We start from the raw sequence: 18,560 nt of genomic DNA, 5'->3' as shown, positions 1-18,560 counted from the left end.
GCGGGGAGGGGAAGGAGGTCGATGGACGCGCCGTCAGCGCCCGACTCAGCCGTGCAGGTCGCCACGGTCCTCGGGCCGGTCCCGGTCGGCCGGCTCGGCGTGACGTTGACCCACGAGCATCTGGTGAGCGACTGGGGCCGTCGGATGGAGGAGCCCGCGGACCCCGACCGCCGGGCGCTGTACCACGCCCGCGTCGACGCCTCGCTCCGGTGGCTGCTCACCGAGGACCCGGGCTGCTGCCGGGACAACGGCAGCCTCGACGACCCGGGTGCCGTGGTCGAGGAGCTGGGCACCTTCGCCGCCGTCGGCGGCCGGACGGTCGTGGAGTGCACGAACGACGACATCGGCCGCGACCCTGTGGCGCTGCGCGACATCGCGCATCGGTCCGGGCTCCAGATCGTGATGGGCTCGGGGTGGTACGTGGAGGCCTTCCACGATCCCGACCGGGCCCACGCGGGCGCCGACGAGTTGTGCGACGAGCTCACCGCGGAGCTCACCGACGGAGTCGGGGACACCGGGGTCGTGCCCGGGGTCATCGGGGAGATCGGGGTGTCGCCGCGGTTCACCGACGCGGAGAGGACCCGGCTCCGGGCGGCGTGCCGCGCCCAGCGCCGGGTCGCCGTACCCCTGCTGATCCACCTCCCCGGGTGGCAGCGCCGCGCCCACGAGGTGCTCGACATCGTGCTCGAGGAGGAGGGCGTCGAGCACGACGCCGTGGTGCTCTGCCACATGGACCCGTCCGGTGCCGACCTCGACTACCAGCGGGCCGTCGCGGCGCGGGGCGTGTGGCTCGAGTTCGACATGATCGGGATGCCGCTCTTCTACGCCGGCGAGGGCCAGTCACCGGCGCCGGAGCAGACCGCGGCGGCGGTCGCCGGGCTGGTGCGGGACGGGTTCGCCGGGAGCCTCCTGCTCAGCCACGACGTCGCCGTCAAGAGCATGTGGACCCGCCACGGCGGGAACGGGTTCGGCTACGTGCCGCGGCTCTTCCTGCCCCGCCTGGAACGTCACGGCGTCCCGTCCGAGGTCACCGCGGACCTCGTGACGGCGAACCCCCGACGCCTGTTCACCGCCGCGGGTCGGCTTACCTGATGGAAACGTTCCGAGCCTTGAGGCGCGGTTCTCGACCTCGGTAGTGTCGACGGCGCCGGAAGTCGGTGTCGAGCGATGTAGAATGCTTTATATCGGAGGAGCCGGATGGCGGGCTACGGGAAGGCCAAGCGGGAGGTCGGGGCCGCCATCCGCGCCTCCGTGCCCCGCCAGGAGATCCGCTTCCCGCGCCTGTTCCACCCCGACGAGATCGCGGCCATGCCGCGCATCGCGTTCAGCAAGGGCGTCGAGAGCGGGATGTTCATCTCCCGCGAGCGCGACGGGTCTCGGCACTACAGCCAGGGCATCAGCTTCCACGCCGCGGACGCCGAGGACGTCGTCTGGCAGGCGACGAGCTGGGACGAGGCGTTCTACTGCATCAGCGGCAGGGTCCGCATCGTGGCCACGGACGACCGCGGCGACGAGCTGGACCGGACCCTCGAGCCGGGCGACCACTACTGGGCCCCGGCCGGTTACCGGTACGCCGTCAAGGCGACCGGTGTCCAGTCCGTCAGCTTCTTCACGACGGCGCCGCAGATGCCGTCGGGCTGGCGCTACACCGGCGATGACGAGTCCTACAGCGACGCGCTGATCGAGCTGCGTCGCCCCGATACGCAGTAGCGGCGTCTCCCTCGGGTCTCAGGCCCGCCCCCTTCCGAGACGGCCGCCCAGCCCCGCCACCGCGGGCCGAAGGTGAGGAGAGACGAGTGGCGCTCAAGTTCTGGGTGACGGCCCCGTTCTTCTACCCGGACATGACCCGTCCATGGTCGGAGCTCCTGAACGACATGCTGAGCATCGTCGACGCGGCCGAGGACCTCGGCTTCGAGGGCGTCACGATCAACGAGAACCAGTTCCAGAACTACGTCACGAACCCGTCCTCCCTGACCTTCGCGGCGCTCGCGGCGGCACGGACGAAACGGCTGCGGATCGTGCCGGGCGTGGTGGTTCTGCCGAACTACAACCCCCTCCTGGTCGCCTCCGAGATGAGCATGCTCGACCACCTGGCTCCCGGTCGGATGGGCATCGGGGTCGCGCGGGGCGGCAGCCGGTACCAGCTCGATCGTCTCGGGGTCGACCCGAAGGACGCGCGGGCGATCTACGAGGAGTCGCTGGAGATCATCCGGCGGGTGTGGACCGAGGACGACGTCAGCTACGACGGCCGCTTCTTCTCCTTCCCGTCCACCACGATCGTGCCGAAGCCGGCCACGCAGCCCCATCCCGACATCTGGGTCGCGTCCCAGAGCATCGACGGCTTCCGCAAGGTCGCCCAGCAGGGCCTGAACCTGATCACCGCTCCGAACTACGGCACCTTCGAGCCGCACGGCGACCTGGAGACGCTCCTGGCGGCCTACGACGAGGCCGCGGCCCGGAGCGGGCAGCGGCGCGGCGAGGTCATGGTGCTGCGGCACACCTGGGTCGGCCACACCGAGGAGGAGGCACTGCGCGCCTTCGACGACGTGGTCAACGAGTACAACTACTACATGGCCCTGGTGCAGGGCGGGACCAGCAAGGTTAGCCAGGAGGAGCGCCTCGCCGTCCGTGGCGTCGGCGAGAAGGTCGACTTCGTGAGGGCCGGCCGCGTCGAGCCGGGCGACGAGACGTTCTCCCGGGACGGTCTCTACGAGAAGTACGCGGACCCGGTCCTCACCACCCCCGACCGCATGATCGAGCGGTTCAAGTCCTACGAGGCGATGGGCGTCGACCACCTCGCCTGTCTGGTCGCGGTGGGGCAGCCCATCGACGAGGTCGTCGAGAACATGGAGCTGATGGCCAAGGAAGTCCTCCCCGCCTTCACGGACTGACGAGCGGGAGGGACCGGAAGGTGCTGTACGAAGTCCGCGAGTACGTCGCCGTCCCGGGTCGCATCGGCGCGTTGATCGAGCTCTTCACCGAGCACACCGTCCCGTTGTTCGCGAAGCACGGGATGGAGCTGGTGACCGTCGGCCGCACCTGGATCGGCGACAACTCGTTCAACGAATTCGTGTACACCATGCGATTCGCAGACGTGGCCGACCTGGAGCGGAAGTGGGCCACGTTCCTCGACGACCCGGAATGGGTCGCGGCGGCGACCGCCCGGGAGGCCGACGGGCCGCTCATCGCGTCGATGCGTCGCCGGCTGCTCGATCCGGGGCCGTTCGCTCCCGTCACTGGTCCGAGCTGATCGACAGTTCTCGCCGAGCGAGCGGCTTCGGCCTCGCGTCGCCGTTCGGTCCCTGAACGCTCGATTCAGGCCGTGCGGATGCGTGCGAGGGAGTCGCCGTCCTTGTTGGTGAACCATAGCCAGCCGTCGGCCGGGTCGGGGCGGTGGCCGACGCCCTGCAGGACCCGACGCTGGAGATCCGCTATCCGCGGGTCGACGCCGAGGGGTGGGTCGACGACGCCGGCCGACCGGCGCCCGAGCCCGGCCCCGACGCGGTACTCATCGACCGCGACGGCCGGACGGTGGGCGCCGTCGTGCACGACCCGGCCCTGCGCTACCGCGCCGACCTGCTGGCGGCCGTGACCGCCGCCGCCCGGCTCTCGCTGGAGAACGTGGCACTGCGCGCCGATCTGCTGGCCCAGCTCGGAGAGGTCCGCGCCTCGCGGGCCCGGATCGTCGAGGCAGCCGACATGGAGCGCCGGCGCGTGGAGCGCAACCTGCACGACGGCGCTCAGCAGCACCTCCTGCTGGCCTCCGCCACCCTGGGGCGAGTCCGCTCCCGCAACGCCGCCCCCGACCTCGCGACCCTGATCGACGACGCCGCCGAGGCCACCCGCGCTGCCCACGCGAGTTGCGCGAACTGGCCCGGGGGCTGCACCCACCGCTGCTGACCAGCGACGGCCTCGACGCCGCGTTCGAGGCCCTCGCCGAGCGATTGCCGCTGCCCGTGACCGTCGCGGGAACCGCGGGACGGCGCCTCCCGCCGACCGTCGAGACCACGGCCTACTACGTCGTGGCGGAGGCGCTGACCAACTGCGTCAAGCATGCCGAGGCGTCCCGGGCGGCCGTGCACGTGCAGCACGGGAACGCTCGACTCGGGATCGAGGTCACCGACGACGGTGCCGGGGGAGCCGTACCCGAGGGACCCGGTCTGCGGGGCCTCGCGGATCGGGTCGCGGCCCTCGGGGGCCGGCTCGACATCCACAGCCCGCCCGGCGCCGGGACGACGATCCGGGCGGGCCTCCCCCGGGGCCCGGGTCTCCCCGGTTCTCAGGGCGCGCCCTGACGACCCCCTGCCCGAGGGATGCCACGGTCCCCAGGCGCAGGGAGAGCAGGCGAGGAACGAGGAGAGACCCATGCCGCTGCTGAGCAGCAACCCGTTCTGGGAGGAGCTCGGGGAGCGTGCGCTGCTGTTCGCGCCGGTCGGCGGCGGGGACGTCGGGGAATGCCAGGTGACGGTCGCCCGGGTCGGCGACGACGGGACCGGCGACGACTGGCACCGCGAGTGGCGCGCGATCGCCGGGCGGATCGAGCGGATCGGCGAGGACTGTGCGGCCAAGGGACACCGGCGCAGCGCCCACGAGGCGTTGCTGCGGGCGAGCACCTACCAGCGCGTCTCGTACCTTCCGCTCTACGGAGCGCCGACCGAGTCCCGGCTGGTGGAGGCGTTCGACGACGAGACGCGCGTGTTCACCGCCGCCGCGGCGCACGCGCCGTGGCCGGTCGAGCCGTTGGAGATCACCACCGAGGCCGGGACGCTCCCGGGCTGGTTCGCGCGCCCCGACGACTCCGACACGCCGCGCCCGACGGTGCTGCAGACCAACGGCCTCGACTCGACCATCCACGAGATGTACCTCAGTCACGGCCCGGCGGCGCTGGCCCGCGGCTACAACGGGATCGGGTTCGACGGTCCCGGCCAGGGGCGTGTGCTCATCCGTGACGGAATACCGATGCGGCCCGACTGGGAGACAGTGGTGACTCCCGTCGTCGACCACGTGCGGACCCTGTCCGGCGTCGACCCCGACCGGATCGCCCTCGTGGGCTGGAGTTTCGGCGGGTTCCTCGCGCCGCGCGCCGCCGGCGTCGAGCACCGGATCGCCGCGCTCGTCGCCGACCCCGGTCAGTGGGACATGCGCGATGCGATCGTCGCCCGGCTCCCTCTCACCGACGCGCAGAAGGCAGCGTTCCCCGACGTCGACCCGCACACCCTCGACCCCATGGAGACGTGGCTGCGCGAGCAGGCGGACGCCTCGACGCGGTGGCGGATGCTCCAGCGCGGCCCGTGGGTCGCCGGCACTGCCACGTTCTTCGACTACCTCGTCGACCAGCTCCGCTACGAGGTCTCGTCGGTCGCCGCCGACATCGCCTGCCCGACCCTGATCACCCAGGGCCTCGACGATCGCATCGCCGACGGTGCGCCTCGTCTGCGTGACGCCCTGCGCGTGCCGGTCGACCTGGTCCCCTTCACCGGCGAGGAGGGCGCCGGCGACCACTGCGAGATGCGGGCCCGCTCCCTGTACCACCAGCGCATCTTCGACTGGCTCGACGAGACGGTGGTCCACCGGTCATGACCGCGGCGCGTCGACGGTGACGAACCGCTTGAAGACCTCTTGCCCATTCTCGGTCTGCTGGGCTGACCGACCGCCTCCGGAGCCCATCGACCGAACCGCTGGTCAGCCGGGTCCGAGATGACGCTGGGCCCACAGCGCTGCCTGCGTCCGGTCGGCGACCCCGATGCGCTGGAACACGTTGGTCAGGTGCGCCTTGACGGTCCGCTCGGCGATCCCGAGGCGACGGGCGATCTGCTTGTTGCCGAGCCCGCCGGACACCAGCAGGAGCACTTCTCGCTCGCGGGCGGACAGCTCCGCGGCCGGTCGCTCGCCGCGGGCGCTGAGCAGGACCCGGGCGGCCTTGCCGTCGATCGGCGACTCGCCCCGGCTCACCTGCCGGATCGCGTCGATGATCGTCTCGGGCTCGGCGTGCTTGAGCAGGTAGCCGTCGGCGCCCGCGTCGAGCGCGGACATGACGTGGGCGTGGTCGGAGAACGAGGTCAGGACGAGCACCCGGGTCGTCGGCACGGCGGCGCGGATGCGCCCGGTCGCGGTCGCGCCGTCGATGCCCGGCATGGAGAGGTCCATGAGGACGACGTCCGGCCGCAGCTCCCCGGCGAGGTCGACGGCGCGGTCGCCGTCGCGCGCCTCGCCGACGACGGTGAGGTCGTCGGCGCTGGCGAGGAGCTGGACGAGACCCTGGCGGACGACGGCGTGGTCGTCGACGACGAGCACGGTGATCACGTCCGGTCCACCCTCGCCTCGATCCGGGTCCCCGCGCCGGGAGTGCTGCTGATCGTGAGCTCCCCGCCGGCGTCGGCGAGCAGATCCGCGATCGAGCGCAGGCCCAGATGGCCGGACCGGGCGTGCACGTCGCGCTCGGCGGGGTCGAAGCCCCGGCCGTCGTCGGCGACGATGAGGAGCCACGCCCCGTCGACCGGCGTGAGCGTCAGCGCGACATGCTCGGCGCCGCTGTGGCTGGCGACGTTGCGCAGGGCCTCCTGTGCCGCCCGGTAGAGCAGCGCGGCCTCGTCGGGTGTGACGTCCTCGACGGCAGCGAGATCGACGGTCACCGTCATCCCGCGCCGGCGCAGACCGGCCGCGACCTCCTGCAGCGCGGCGCCGAGGCCCTCCTCGGCGAGGTTGGGCGGGTAGATGTCGACGAGCAGGGTGCGCAGGGACCCCACGCTCTCCCGCAGGCGGCGCGCGGCGTCGGCGACGACCTCGGCGCGGCCCGGGTCGTCGCCTTTCATGCGGCTGGCGTCGAGGCCGTAGGTGATGCCGGCGAGCTCCTGGACGACGCCGTCGTGCAGGTCGCCCGCGATGCGCCGGCGCTCGGCGGTCGCCGCGCCGACAGCGTGGCGCAGCAGGCGTTCGCGCTGGCGCTCGCGGCCCTGGAGCCGGCGCGCGAGCACCGCGGCGAGCGGGATCTGCACGAGCTGGAGCAGCACCAGGGCCCCGACGGCCGGCGGGGCGAACGCGCGCCACGAGTCCCAGCCGGCGTCGGCGACGGCGTCGTAGCGGAAGTAGGCCTCGTAGAGCAGCGGGGTCCCGGTGGGGGTGCGGATGCCGGTGTAGATCTCCAGGAGCCGGCCGTACGGCGCCTCGCTCGCGTTCTCCGGCTCCGAGGTGTCGTTGACGCCCGCGCGCTGGTCGATGCCCGCCAGCGCCGCGCGCTCGCCGTCCTCCAGCGGGAAGATCTGGCCGAGCTGCGCGCTGTCGTCGGAGTAGACGACGCGTCCCGTGTCGTCCCAGATCTTCACCCGCACCAGCGAGTCGCTGAGGACCGCGGTGCGCACCGCCTCGTCGACCGACGCCAGGGCCGCGGGGTCGCCGCGCAGCAGACCGTCGGTGACGCGCGGTTCCACGATGCCGCGGGCGGTGATCGACGCGATCTGCGCGACCTGGCCCTTCTCGACCTCGATCGCCTGCTGGCGCGCCACGAGCGCGATCGCGACCGCGAGCCCAAGCGTCACGACGACACCGGCCGCCCCGAACCCGATCACCAGGCGGGCGGCCGACGAGCGCCGGCGCTCGGGCCCCGCCTCGTCCCGGCTCGTCACCGGGTCAGCCTACGGACGCGTGGAACGTGAGGCCCCTGTCCGGGAGTGCTAGCACCATCGTCGGATGGAGGACCGGCCGCGGCCGCCGGGACCGTGAGATCATGACCTTCACCCCGACGCATCCGGTCACCGCCCGCTCCCGGGCGCCGGTCGCGCTGTGGACCCTGCGCGTCGCGGCCGCCCTGACGGTGATCACGTTACTGGTGCTGTTCGGGACCGCGGGCACGCTGGTCGCTCCGGGCGGCGACGGAGCCCTCGAAGACGTCCACGGCGCCGCGGCGATCCTGCTGCACGTCGTCACGGGTGTGGCGGCGGTCGCGGCGGTGGCGATCCGGTTCTCGGCGCAGCGCAGCGTCCCGTGGTGGCCGGCGGCGCTCGCGGCCGTGGTGTGCGCGACGACCTTCCTGCAGGCCGCGCTGGGCAGCGGGAGCACGCTCGCCGGGCACGTCGTCGGCGCCCTCGCGGTGACCGTCGGCGCCGTGTGGTTCATGGCGTGGTCGTTCCTCACCGGACGTGACGAGCTCGACGCGCCGGGCCGGCACGGTGTCCGGTGAGGGCGGTGGAACGGCTCGCCGTCGTCGGCGAGCCGCTGGCGCTCGTGACCGGCGCGTCGTCGGGGATCGGGGCCGCCTTCGCCCGCGAGCTCGCGCGCCGCGGGCACTCGCTGGTGCTCACCGCGCGGTCCCGCGCCGCCCTGAACGAGCTGGCCGCGACGCTGCCGGTGCCGGTGCGGGTCGTCCCCGCCGACCTCGCGACCGCCGGGGGCCTGGCCCGCCTCGAGGAGATCCTCGTCGACCCGAGCGCACCGGTCCGGCTGCTGGTCAACAACGCCGGGAGCGCCGTCCACGGCGGCATCGGCCGCCAGAGCGCCGGCGCCCTCGACCACGCCGTGCTGCTCAACGTCCTGGCGCCCACCCGCCTCACCGCCGCCGGGCTGCGGGCGATGCCCCCGGGCAGCGGCATCATCAACGTCTCGAGCACCGCCGCGGGGCGCGACGACCCCGCGATCGGGGTCTACGCGGCGGCGAAGGCCTACCTCGAGTCGCTGTCCAGGGCGGCGCGCAAGGAGGCGCGCCGGCGCCGGATCACGGTTACCGTCCTGCGCCCGGGCCGCACGCGCACCGCGTTCCACGCCCGCGCCGGCGAGGACGTCTCCCGGCTGCCGCCGGAGCGCTGGCAGAGCGCGGAGGAGGTCGTCGTCGCCGCGCTCGACGCCCACGTCCGCGGCGAACCGGAGGTCACCGTCGCGCCGCGCGGGCCGGCCACCGAGGACGCAAGCTGAGACTCATGGAGCGGCTCCAGGGTCTGACGGCGCATCGGCGACCCTCGCCCGCCGGACGGCAGCGCCCGGAAGGTCACACGGACGTGCCCTTGACCCTCCCGGGAGCAAAGCGCCCAAATGGGACCTGTCGTCCACCCCGAGGCGAACAGGGAGCAGGTCCATGGCTGAGCGAGCAGGGCCCCGGCGATTCGTTCGGCGGGTCTTCGAGCTCCACAGCGCGCAGTACCGCCGCTGTCCAGCCTGCGGGACGACGATCATCCCCGCCACCGTCGAGTTGGACGACTCCGAGGTCGTGGACGTCGCGTGGGAGCCCGTCGGAGGCCATCACAGCGCCGAGCGCTGCGCCTTCGTCCGGGACAGCTGAGGGCGGACTCCCGCCGACCGACACTCCCACGGACCCGGCCGGGTCACCGGGCCCGCCGGCACGCGCGGCACGAGGGCGGGCCTCCCATGCTGTTGCGGTGCCGTGATCGGTAGCTTGCGCACACGGACGTCATGGTCCGAAGGCGCGGTTCACGCCCACGGACATCGGACGGGGAGGCCGCCGTGAGCGAGCGAGACGGTCCCGATCCCTCGCGCTCGGAGTTCCGGGCGGGGGAGCTCGAGGACCCCGCCGATGCCGTTGCGGTCGGGTCGACGGGGCGATCGAGGCCCTGGTGCGCGACATCCACGACGTCCTCGTCCCGCGTTCCGTCCACATCGGCCTGGGGCTGGCCGGGCTGCTGTCGCTCGTCGACGGAGAGGTCGCGCGTCGGGTCACGGCGCTCGTCGACGAAGCCGACGCAGCGGTGGCGCACGCCCGCAGTGAGATGCAGCGGCTGCCGGCGACCGGTAGTGGGAGCCGCAGCCTGGAGAAGCACCTGAGAAAGATCGTCGAGTACGCCGCGGACGAGTCGACGCGGCCCTACCTGTCGGTGAACGGCGAACTGGACGATGTGCCCCCCGGCATCGCGCAACACATCCGCCACGTCGTCTCGGCCGCGATCACGAACATCATCGAGCACTCGCGAGCCACCTGGTTCTCGATGGAGTTCGACGTCGTCGACCACGAGGTCCGGCTCACGATCTCCGACGACGGCGTCGGTCTCGGCGAGGATGCCCTCCCCGAAGGATCGGGGACCCCGGACCGGTCCGGCGTCGCTGGGGCGAGAGCACCGTCGGCCTCGTCGAGACCGAGCGGGTCAGTCGCGCCGCGTCTCGCGGCGTAGGCGCCGCCCGGTGAGGCGCTCGACGGCGACCTCGAGCAGGAGCCGTTCCGCGCCGATCGTCTCGTCGGGCCAGGCCTCGGGGCGGGCGAGCGCGTCGGCAGGGGCGACGTGGAGGGGGCCGACCGCCACCACCGACCACCCGGTGCGCCGGACGAGGTCGACCTCGTCGACCTCGAAGGCCACGCGCTGTCCGACCGCGCCCCGTGCCCCGCTCCCGGGGCCGACGGCGATCGCGATCGAGCTCCCCTCGAGCGCGAATCCGAAGGGCTCGACGGTCGGGCCGTGCTCGTCGGTGAAGGCGAGGCGCCCGAGCTCGGCGGTCATCAGCAGCGCCCGGGACTCGGCGGGGCCGAGCGGTTCGAGCAGTCCGGGCTCCGTGATCGCCACGGCCACCTCACCGAGGCCCGGCGGTGTGCGGGACGACGACCGCCCGTCCGGTGACGGCGCCCTTCTCCAGCGCCCGGTAGGCGTCGAGGGTGTTCTCCAGGGTGAAGGTCGTGATCTCGGTGCGGAGCAGGCCACGGGCGGCGAGATCGAGGACCTCGATCAGTTCCGGTCGGGTGCCCCAGTACGTCGTCTGTACCGACAGTTCGTAGGGCACCGCGAAGAACCCGAGCGGCAGGGTGCCGCCGGCGAGACCGATGATCGTCAGGTCGCCGAGCGTGCGCCCGACAGCCGCCCCCAGGGCCAGGGTGGTGTCGGAGCCCACGCAGTCGAAGACGGCGTCGGCGCCGCGCCCGCCGGTGAACGCCCGGATCGCGTCGGCGGTGTCCCCGTCCGGGGCCAGCGCGAGCTCGGCGCCGGTGCGCTCGGCGAGCGCGAGGGCCTCCGGCCGGGTGTCGACGGCGACGACGTGACAGGCCGTGGTCGCCGCGAGGATCTGCAACGCCATGTGGCCGAGCCCCCCGACGCCCACGACGACAGCGGTGCTGCCGGGCAGGAGCTTGGGCCAGGACCGGCGGATCGCGTGGTACGGGGTCAGCGCGGCGTCGGTCAGCGGCGCGGCCGCGGCGGGATCGAGACCCTCCGGCAGCGGAACGAGCTGGCGTGCGGCGGGCACCAGCATGTACTCGGCCATGCCTCCGTCGAGCCCGAGACCGCCGCCCCCGCCGGGCACCGGGGCCGCAGCCGGGTTCTCGCAATAGGTCTCCGCGCCGGCACGGCACCGCTCGCACCGGCCGCAGCCCCACGGGCCGTAGACGGCCACGGGACGGCCGGGCTCGAGCTCGGGGCCGTCCTCCACGCCCGGCCCGAGCTCCTCGACCCACCCCGCGACCTCGTGACCGAGCGTGAACGGTGGGCCCCACGGCAGAACGCCCTCGTCGAACTCGTGCATGAGGTGCAGGTCGGAATGGCAGGCCCCGGACCCGCCGACGCGGACCAGCACCTCGCCCGTGGACGGCTGCGGCCGCTCGAGCTCGACGAGGACGGGGTCGGACTTCCACCGGTTCAGACGCCACGCCTTCACGGCGTTCTCCTCTCGGGTCGGTGTGTCGGGAGGAAGCCCAGTGCGGTCGGCCACGTGCGTCGAGGTCCTTCCGGTTCATGTCCCGCACGACGCACGTCCCTCCTCGTCGGGGTCCTCGTCGGGGTCCTGCGGGGACGGTGGGTCCGAGCGGTCGGGACCGTGGGCCCTGTCCCCGTTCCGGGTACGGCGAGAGCGTCGGGCGACGGGGACCCGGGAAGGTGTGGTGGGCATGGCCGGTGCGGCGAGTCGGAACCGTCGTGTGGTGGCGGGGCTCGACGAGTCGGTCGGCGCACGCGTCGCCCTGCGGTACGCCCTGCAGGAGGCGCGCCGCCGTGAGGCGGCGCTCGAGGTCGTCTCCGCCTTCATCTCCCCGGAGCGCCTCGCGGCCATCGCCCACGTTCCGATCGTCGCGGCGCGGGCCGAGATCACGGCCGCGGTGGAGGTCGCCGCGTGCGCCGTGGTCGACGAGGTGGTGGCCGCCGAGCGTGCCGAGTGTCCCGACCGTGCCGTACCGGCCGTCGAGGTGCGGGTCGTCGCGGGCGACCCGGGCCGGGCGCTCACCGACGCGTCCTCCGGAGCCGATCTCCTGGTGCTCGGCAGCCGTGGTCGCAGCCGCGTGACGACCGCTTTGCTGGGATCGACCGGGTGGTGGTGCCTGCGGCACGCTCGCTGCCCGCTGACCATCGTTCCGGCGTCCGTCGGGTCGGACGAGGCCACGGTCGCCGCGGCGGATCGGCGCGGCAGCGAGGGATGAACGACGTGAGCGACTGCTGGGTGCTGGTGTGGGACGGTTTCGACCCGTCCGACGAGGGTCGACGCGAGGCGCTGTGCACCCTCGGCAACGGCCGGTTCGCCACGCGCGGCGCGCTGCCCGAGTCGAGCGCGGACGGCGTGCACTACCCGGGCACCTACGCCGCAGGGGTCTACAACCGCCTCCGCGACGAGATCGACGGCGTCTCGATCGAGAACGAGAGCCTGGTCAACCTCCCGAACTGGCTCGATCTCCGCGTCGCGGTCGACGACGGCGAGTGGCTCACCCCCTCGACCGCGACCGTGGAGGTGCACCGCGTCGAGCTCGACATGCGTCGGGGCCTGCTGGTGCGTGTGCTGACCGTCGTCGACCCCGCCGGGCGGCGCACGACCGTGCGGCAACGTCGCTTCGTCCACGTGACCCGCCCGTGCCTGGCGGGACTGCACACGGTGGTCACGGCCGAGAACTGGTCGGGTCGACTCCGGATCGAGTCCGGCATCGACGGCCGGGTCGCGAACCGCGGGGTGGCCCGGTACCACGACCTGGCCGGCGAGCACCTCGAGTCGACCGCGACGGGTCGGACCGCCCCCGACAGCGTGCTCCTGACCGCACGCTCCCGTCAGTCCCGGATCCTGGTGGCCGAGGCGGCACGGACCCGGACCGTGAACATCACGGCCGGCGTCGACCACGTGCCACGGTTCGCCGAGACACCCGGCCGGGTGTGCCTGGCGTTCGACCTGCCGGTGCGGCACGCCGAGTCCGTCGCCGTGGAGAAGATCGCCGCGCTGGTGACCTCGCGGGATCCGGCGATCTCGGAGCCGTCCTCGGCGAGCACGGCGCTGGTCACGGAGGCCCCGACGTTCGACGAGCTCCTGGCGAGCCACGAGCTGACCTGGCAGCAGCTGTGGCGCCGGTTCCGGCTGGAGCTGCACGACGGCGACCACGCGACGACGGACGACACGCTGCGCAGCCTTCGTCTGAGCCTGTTCCACCTCCTGCAGACCCTCTCGACGCACAACCTCGACCTCGACGCGGGGATCCCGGCCCGGGGTCTTCACGGTGAGGCCTACCGCGGACACGTCTTCTGGGACGAGCTGTTCGTCTTCCCCGTGCTCACACTGCGGTCGCCCGGCCTCGCCAGGGCGCTGCTGCGCTACCGCATCCGCCGCCTCGACGCGGCACGCCGCGCGGCGCGAGAGGCCGGGCAGGTCGGAGCGATGTACCCGTGGCAGTCCGGGAGCGACGGACGGGAGGAGAGCCAGCGCCTCCATCTCAACCCGCGCTCGGGACGGTGGACGCCCGACACGAGTCACCTGCAGCGGCATGTGGGGCTCGCGATCGCCTACAACCTCTGGCAGTACCACCAGGCGACCGCGGACATCGAGTTCCTCGCCGACCACGGTGCCGAGACCCTGCTCGAGATCGCCCGGTACTTCGCGGGTGCGGCCACGTACGACCCGGCGAGGGACCGCTTCCACATCCGGGGGGTGATGGGCCCCGACGAGTTCAGCACCCGCTACCCGGGGGCCGAGACCCCGGGGATCGACGACAACGCCTACACCAACGTCATGACGGCGTGGCTGCTGGCCCGGGCCCACGACGTCCTCGCCGTTCTGCCGTGGACCCGGCGGACCGAGCTCGTCGAGCAGCTCGGTCTGACCGCGGCCGAGCTCCTGCGGTGGCGGGACATCGCCCGACGCATGTATGTGCCCATCGGTCCGGACGCGATCATCAGCCAGTTCGAGGGCTATCGCGACCTGCTGGAGCTCGACTGGGACGACTACCGGAAGCGCTACGGCGACATCCACCGCCTGGACCGCATCCTGGAGTCCGAGGGGCGCTCGGTCGACGAGTTCCAGGCGGCCAAACAGGCGGACGTCCTCATGCTGTTCTTCCTCTTCTCCGCCGACGAACTGCGGGCCCTGCTGACCGACCTCGGGTACTCGCTGCCGCCCGAGGCCATCCCGCGCACGATCGAGTACTACGCGGCACGCACCGCCCACGGCTCCACCCTCAGCTCCCTGGTGCACTCCTGGGTCATGGCCCGGGCCCATCGCGCGCAGGCACTCGAGCACTTCGAACGGGCGCTGCAGAGCGACATCGCCGACATCCAGGGCGGGACCACGGCGGAGGGAATCCACCTCGGGGCGATGGCCGGCTGCGTCGACCTGCTGCAACGGTGCTTCGCCGGCCTGGAGACCCGGCACGACGTCCTCTGGTTCAACCCGCACTGGCCCCGACGGTTCGGCCGGCTCGAGTTCTCGCTGCAGTACCGCGGACACCCGGTCACAGCGGTGGTGACCGGACGCGACGTCCACGTGTCGATCGAGGCGGGGCCCGGCGGGCCGGTGCGGGTCGGCTGCGGCGAGGAGGTCCGCACCCTGCATCCGGGCGAATCGGTGCGCTTCACCGCCGTGGGCGTGCTGGAGGACGAGGAGCCCGCAGGCGCCGGCTGACCCCGCAGGGCTCCCGGAGCTCCGTCGGGGCTATCGGGCCGCGGCCACATCGGTGGTGCGCACGACCGCGACCGGGCACTGCGCGTGGTGGAGCAGGGCGTTGCTCACCGAACCCATCAGCGCTCCGAGGCCACTGCGGCCACGGGACCCGACCACGACGAGCTGGGCGTCGCGCGACCTGTCGATCAGTGCCGGGGTCGGCCGCTCGGAGACGATCAGCTCCCGGACCTCGAGGTCGGGGTGGCGGGACCGTGGACCGGCGAGATGTTCCGCGAGCAGCCGCTCCCCGGCCTCCCCGACGTCGCCGGCCTCCGGTAGCCGGTACCGGTCACGCCACGCGTACAGCACGTCGAGCGGCACCCACCGAGCTGCGGCGGCGTCGGAGGCGAAGTCCAGCGCACTCGTGCTCGTGCCGTCGGGGGTGAAGCCGAGCAGCACGGACGCGCCGGTCCGGAACGGGAGATCACCGCGGACGACCACGACCGGACAGGCCGCGCGGGTCGCGAGGGCGAGGGCGACCGAGCCGAGCAAGAGGTCGGCGAAACCCCCGCTGCCGCGGCTGCCGACGACCGTGAGGGTGGCCCGTTCCGCCTCCGAGAGCAGGATGTCCCGGGGAGTACCGAGCATCACCTGGCGGCGGACCTCGATTCCGGGCGCGGCCTGCTCGGCGGCGGTGACCGCTGCGGCGAGCTCCTCCTCGGCGATGCGCAGCAGGTCGGCCCGGTACTGCTCTCCCGCCGAGGTGTGGGCCACGTGGCGGGCGAGCACCGCGTTCGGGTCGACGGTGCCCTCCGGCCACGTGAACACGTTGACCAGCCGGAGCGGGAGCTGCCGCAGTCGTGCCTCGCGCGCCGCCCAGACGGCTGCGCGCAGCGCCGGGGCCGAGCCGTCGACACCGGCCAGGACGACGTCGTCGGACGCACTGCTCATCCGATCCCTCCGCTGACCGGCCGATCGGCGCGACCGCTCTCCCCCGGATGGGTGGGGCGTGTCCGCGTGAGCCACCGGCCGAGCTTGTGCGTCTCGGTGACGGCGAGCACGGAGGCACCGAGCAGGAAGCAGGCGAGCCATTCGCCCGGTGCCAGTGCGACCAGCCCCAGGAGCGTGTCGGTGGCCGACCATTGCGTCGCGCCGAAGTACAGCAGGAGTGCGCCGACGGCGCTGCCGACCAGCAACGGGTTCCCGAGGGGATGCTGGACGAACAGGGAACGGTTCTCGGCCCGGGCGCTGAGCACCAGCCAGAAGTTGAGCATCACGAACAGCGTCAGGGCGAGCGTGCGCGCGTGCACCTCGGGATAGCCGGCCTCGAGAGCCCACCGGAAGGCCACGACGATCGTCACGGCCATCCACGCCGCCACCACCACGGTGCGCAGCCACAGCGTTCGCGACAGCAGGCCTTCCCGGCGGGGCCGCGGGTGCCGGTCCAGCTCGTCGCCCTCGGGTGGTTCGAAGGCCAGCGCGATGTCCTGCAGCCCGTTGGTGACGACGTTGATGAACAGCAGCTGGACCGGGAGGAACAGCAGAGGCTGCCCGGCCATCAGGTTGATCGACACCGACAGCAGTGAGGCCAGGCCGGTCGCCAGCAGGAAGAAGGCGGCCTTGCGGATCGCGCTGAACGTCACCCGACCCTGGCGGACGGCGTCGACGATCGTCACGAAGTTGTCGTCGGTGAGCACGATGTCGGCGGCCTCGCGGGCGACCGCGGTGCCCGAGCGACCCATGGCCACGCCGATCGACGCCGCGCGCAGGGCCGGTGCGTCGTTCACCCCGTCGCCGGTGACCGCCACGACCTCGTCCTCGGCCTGGAGCAGCCGGACGATGCGCAGCTTGTCCTGCGGGGTCACCCGGGCCGCCACCCCGCTGCTGCGCAGCCGTGCCGTGAGCAGGTGGTCATCCATGTCCTGGATGTCGCCACCGGTCACCGGAGGCGCGCCGGTGCCCAACCCCAGCCGGTCGCCGATCGAGGCCGAGGTGGCCGGATGGTCCCCCGTGATCATCACCACCGTGATCCCGGCGCGCCGGCAGTCCGCGACCGCGGCGACGACCCCGGGACGGGGCGGATCCTCCATCCCCTGGAGCCCGAGGAAGGTGAGTCCCGACGGGCGTGGCAGGGGGCGGTGCACCGGCTCGTCGGGGTCGAGCACCCGCACGGCCGTGGCCAGTACGCGCATCCCTTGCCGCGCGAGTCCGTCGTTCGCCGCGTCGACCGGCTCGGGATCGAACGGGAGGTCGCCGTCGTCGGTGGCCAGGGTCGTCGACAGCGCCGCCAGCACCTCGGGAGCCCCCTTCACGTAGAGGATGCGGCTCCCGTCCGGCGCCGTCCGGAGGGTCTGGGAGAGCTGCAGTTCCGGCTCGTACGGCGCGTGGACCGTCCAGCGCTCGTCCCGTTCCTCGGTCGTGACCGCACCCAGGCGCACCGCGGCGCGCAGCATGGCCACGTCGACCGCGTCGCCGGTGAAGTCGAGCGGCTCGTCGGTGGACGTCCTCGATCCGGCGGGCGCCCGGTGCGCCTCGTTGGTCAGCGCGCCGGCGCGCAACGTCCGGCCGACGGTGTCCGACAGCCGCGAGGCGGCCGTGGCGCCGTCCGCGCTCAGGTCGAGCACGCCGCTCGCCGTCCACACGACCTCGACGGTCAGCTCGTTGCGGGTCAGCGTGCCCGTCTTGTCCGACCCGATCACCGTCGTCGACCCGAGGGTCTCGACGGCGGGCAGCGAGCGGACGATCGCGTTGTGCCGGGCCATCCGGGCGACGCCCAGACTCATCGCCACGGTCAGCACGATCGGCAACGACTCGGGGACGGAGGCGACCGCCAGAGCCACGGCCGTACGGAACATGTCCGAGACGCCGTAACCGAGGGCGAGACCGGCCAGGAAGATCGATAGAGACACGAGCGCGATGACCACCCCGATGCGCCGCTCGAGGGAGTGCGTCAACACGGTCAGTGGCGTCCGGCCCGACGGGCCCTGGACCAGCGCGTTGATCATTCCGAGCTCGGTGTCCGTGCCGGTACCGACGACCACGCCCTGTCCGCGACCAGAGGTCACCAGGGTGCCGCTGAAGGCGATGTTGGTGCGGTCGGCGGCCAGGGTGTGCACGGGCAGGCGGTGGACCTGCTTGGTCGCCGGCATGGCCTCGCCGGTGAGCATCGACTCGTCGACCTGCAGGCCGTTGACCTCGAGCAGCCGCAGGTCGGCCGGTACCCGCTCGCCGCTCTGCAGCAGCACCACGTCCCCGGCCACGAGCTCGGCGGCGACCATCTCCTGCTCGGAGTCGTCCCGCAGGACCCGACACACCGGCACCGAAAGCCGTTGCAGGGCACGGACGGCCGTCGCGGCCTTGCGTTCCTGCCAGAAGCCGATGCCGGCGTTGAGGGCCAGTACCACGCCGATCGCGGCGGCGTCCACCCAGTGACCCTGCACCGTGGTGATGGCGAAGGTGATGAGCAGGATCCCGATCAGCGGGCTGACGAACTGCCGCAGCAGGACGGCCAGCGCGGACGCGGACTCCGCGACGGGGAGCTCGTTGCGGCCGGATCGCTCCAGCCGGGCCGCGGCCTCCACCGAGGACAGGCCCCGCGGGCCGGTGTCGAGCCACCCGAGGACGTCCTGGCGGGACAGGACGTGCCAACGCCCGCCGGTGGCGTGCTCCATCGTCGGGGTGTGGGCAGTCATCCACGCTCCTGCGGTGCCCGTGCGGGGGGTGGTCGGCTGCGTCGATCTTGCCCTGTCTGCTCCCTCGGGCGGTCCGGCCGGAGGTCCCGGTTCCTGGGGCCC

19 protein-coding genes are annotated in these 18,560 nt (G+C 73.0%); 13 read left to right on the top strand and 6 right to left on the bottom strand.

Annotated elements, in window-relative coordinates; translation table 11 throughout:
* The first annotated feature begins 21 nt into the window (after positions 1-21).
* From AC2A1K_RS18400 to AC2A1K_RS18370, 7 genes are all read left to right on the top strand, one after another.
* A complete protein-coding gene (locus AC2A1K_RS18400) occupies positions 22-1,092 on the top strand; it encodes a phosphotriesterase family protein (RefSeq protein WP_483897757.1) in 1,071 nt (356 codons plus the stop codon).
* Positions 1,093-1,197: 105 nt separating this feature from the next.
* Positions 1,198-1,710: a cupin domain-containing protein gene (locus AC2A1K_RS18395; protein ID WP_483897756.1), complete on the top strand. Its 513-nt coding sequence runs from the start codon at positions 1,198-1,200 to the stop codon at positions 1,708-1,710.
* 86 nt (positions 1,711-1,796) lie between these two features.
* Positions 1,797-2,891, top strand: coding sequence for an LLM class flavin-dependent oxidoreductase (locus tag AC2A1K_RS18390; protein ID WP_483897755.1), 1,095 nt, complete (start codon positions 1,797-1,799; stop codon positions 2,889-2,891).
* 20 nt (positions 2,892-2,911) lie between these two features.
* Entirely contained in the window at positions 2,912-3,250 is a 339-nt protein-coding gene (locus tag AC2A1K_RS18385; protein ID WP_483897754.1) for an NIPSNAP family protein, read from the top strand.
* A gap of 143 nt (positions 3,251-3,393) precedes the next feature.
* A complete protein-coding gene (locus tag AC2A1K_RS18380; RefSeq protein ID WP_483897753.1) occupies positions 3,394-3,900 on the top strand; it encodes a hypothetical protein in 507 nt (168 codons plus the stop codon).
* Entirely contained in the window at positions 3,861-4,295 is a 435-nt protein-coding gene (locus tag AC2A1K_RS18375; RefSeq protein ID WP_483897752.1) for a sensor histidine kinase, read from the top strand. Before AC2A1K_RS18380 ends, AC2A1K_RS18375 begins: the two co-directional genes overlap by 40 nt.
* A 70-nt stretch (positions 4,296-4,365) precedes the next feature.
* Positions 4,366-5,580: an alpha/beta hydrolase family protein gene (locus AC2A1K_RS18370; RefSeq protein WP_483897751.1), complete on the top strand. Its 1,215-nt coding sequence runs from the start codon at positions 4,366-4,368 to the stop codon at positions 5,578-5,580.
* A gap of 102 nt (positions 5,581-5,682) precedes the next feature.
* On the opposite strand, the gene AC2A1K_RS18365 is transcribed toward AC2A1K_RS18370, so the two are convergent.
* Positions 5,683-6,303: a response regulator gene (locus tag AC2A1K_RS18365; protein ID WP_483897750.1), complete on the bottom strand. Its 621-nt coding sequence runs from the start codon at positions 6,301-6,303 to the stop codon at positions 5,683-5,685.
* On the bottom strand, positions 6,300-7,622 hold the full coding sequence (locus tag AC2A1K_RS18360) for a sensor histidine kinase (RefSeq protein ID WP_483897749.1): 1,323 nt from the start codon (positions 7,620-7,622) through the stop codon (positions 6,300-6,302). The genes AC2A1K_RS18365 and AC2A1K_RS18360 overlap by 4 nt, the downstream gene beginning before the upstream one ends.
* 101 nt (positions 7,623-7,723) lie before the next feature.
* On the opposite strand from AC2A1K_RS18360, the gene AC2A1K_RS18355 reads away from it, so the two are divergent.
* The 4 genes from AC2A1K_RS18355 (at position 7,724) to AC2A1K_RS18340 (ending at position 10,112) form a co-directional block, all read left to right on the top strand.
* Positions 7,724-8,176: a hypothetical protein gene (locus AC2A1K_RS18355; protein WP_483897748.1), complete on the top strand. Its 453-nt coding sequence runs from the start codon at positions 7,724-7,726 to the stop codon at positions 8,174-8,176.
* A gap of 5 nt (positions 8,177-8,181) precedes the next feature.
* A complete protein-coding gene (locus AC2A1K_RS18350) occupies positions 8,182-8,904 on the top strand; it encodes an SDR family NAD(P)-dependent oxidoreductase (protein WP_483897747.1) in 723 nt (240 codons plus the stop codon).
* Between the two features lie 160 nt (positions 8,905-9,064).
* Positions 9,065-9,268: a hypothetical protein gene (locus AC2A1K_RS18345; protein ID WP_483897746.1), complete on the top strand. Its 204-nt coding sequence runs from the start codon at positions 9,065-9,067 to the stop codon at positions 9,266-9,268.
* Between the two features lie 292 nt (positions 9,269-9,560).
* Positions 9,561-10,112: an ATP-binding protein gene (locus AC2A1K_RS18340; RefSeq protein WP_483897745.1), complete on the top strand. Its 552-nt coding sequence runs from the start codon at positions 9,561-9,563 to the stop codon at positions 10,110-10,112.
* Here the strand turns inward: AC2A1K_RS18340 and AC2A1K_RS18335 are convergent.
* Both AC2A1K_RS18335 and AC2A1K_RS18330 read right to left on the bottom strand, forming a co-directional pair.
* Positions 10,086-10,499, bottom strand: a complete 414-nt coding sequence (locus AC2A1K_RS18335; RefSeq protein WP_483897744.1) for a pyridoxamine 5'-phosphate oxidase family protein — start codon at positions 10,497-10,499, stop codon at positions 10,086-10,088. The two genes, AC2A1K_RS18340 and AC2A1K_RS18335, sit on opposite strands and share 27 nt — an antisense overlap.
* A 7-nt stretch (positions 10,500-10,506) precedes the next feature.
* A complete protein-coding gene (locus AC2A1K_RS18330) occupies positions 10,507-11,580 on the bottom strand; it encodes an NAD(P)-dependent alcohol dehydrogenase (RefSeq protein WP_483897743.1) in 1,074 nt (357 codons plus the stop codon).
* A gap of 229 nt (positions 11,581-11,809) precedes the next feature.
* On the opposite strand from AC2A1K_RS18330, the gene AC2A1K_RS18325 reads away from it, so the two are divergent.
* Complete coding sequence (locus tag AC2A1K_RS18325; protein ID WP_483897742.1) at positions 11,810-12,334, top strand: universal stress protein; 525 nt, start codon at positions 11,810-11,812, stop codon at positions 12,332-12,334.
* A gap of 5 nt (positions 12,335-12,339) precedes the next feature.
* Entirely contained in the window at positions 12,340-14,787 is a 2,448-nt protein-coding gene (locus tag AC2A1K_RS18320) for a glycoside hydrolase family 65 protein (protein ID WP_483897741.1), read from the top strand.
* Between the two features lie 30 nt (positions 14,788-14,817).
* Here the strand turns inward: AC2A1K_RS18320 and AC2A1K_RS18315 are convergent, their stop codons facing one another.
* Positions 14,818-15,717 (bottom strand): universal stress protein, encoded by a 900-nt coding sequence (locus tag AC2A1K_RS18315; protein ID WP_483897740.1) that lies wholly within the window; start codon positions 15,715-15,717, stop codon positions 14,818-14,820.
* Positions 15,714-18,458: a cation-translocating P-type ATPase gene (locus tag AC2A1K_RS18310; RefSeq protein WP_483897739.1), complete on the bottom strand. Its 2,745-nt coding sequence runs from the start codon at positions 18,456-18,458 to the stop codon at positions 15,714-15,716. Before AC2A1K_RS18310 ends, AC2A1K_RS18315 begins: the two co-directional genes overlap by 4 nt.
* Positions 18,459-18,560 lie beyond the last annotated feature (102 nt).

The sequence above is a fragment of the Actinomycetospora sp. 2LY8.5 genome (assembly GCF_057180585.1).
The sequence above is the reverse complement of the archived record's forward strand: the minus strand, read 5'-3'. Positions and strand labels throughout refer to the sequence as shown.

Excerpts from the sequence above, each read along its gene's own strand:
- AC2A1K_RS18400 (WP_483897757.1), top strand. The coding sequence starts at position 22 with ATGGACGCGCCGTCAGCGCCCGACTCAGCCGTGCAGGTCGCCACGGTC.
- AC2A1K_RS18395 (WP_483897756.1), top strand. The coding sequence starts at position 1,198 with ATGGCGGGCTACGGGAAGGCCAAGCGGGAGGTCGGGGCCGCCATCCGC.
- AC2A1K_RS18370 (WP_483897751.1), top strand. The coding sequence starts at position 4,366 with ATGCCGCTGCTGAGCAGCAACCCGTTCTGGGAGGAGCTCGGGGAGCGT.
- AC2A1K_RS18355 (WP_483897748.1), top strand. The coding sequence starts at position 7,724 with ATGACCTTCACCCCGACGCATCCGGTCACCGCCCGCTCCCGGGCGCCG.
- AC2A1K_RS18345 (WP_483897746.1), top strand. The coding sequence starts at position 9,065 with ATGGCTGAGCGAGCAGGGCCCCGGCGATTCGTTCGGCGGGTCTTCGAG.
- AC2A1K_RS18325 (WP_483897742.1), top strand. The coding sequence starts at position 11,810 with ATGGCCGGTGCGGCGAGTCGGAACCGTCGTGTGGTGGCGGGGCTCGAC.
- AC2A1K_RS18315 (WP_483897740.1), bottom strand. The coding sequence starts at position 15,717 with ATGAGCAGTGCGTCCGACGACGTCGTCCTGGCCGGTGTCGACGGCTCG.
- AC2A1K_RS18310 (WP_483897739.1), bottom strand. The coding sequence starts at position 18,458 with ATGACTGCCCACACCCCGACGATGGAGCACGCCACCGGCGGGCGTTGG.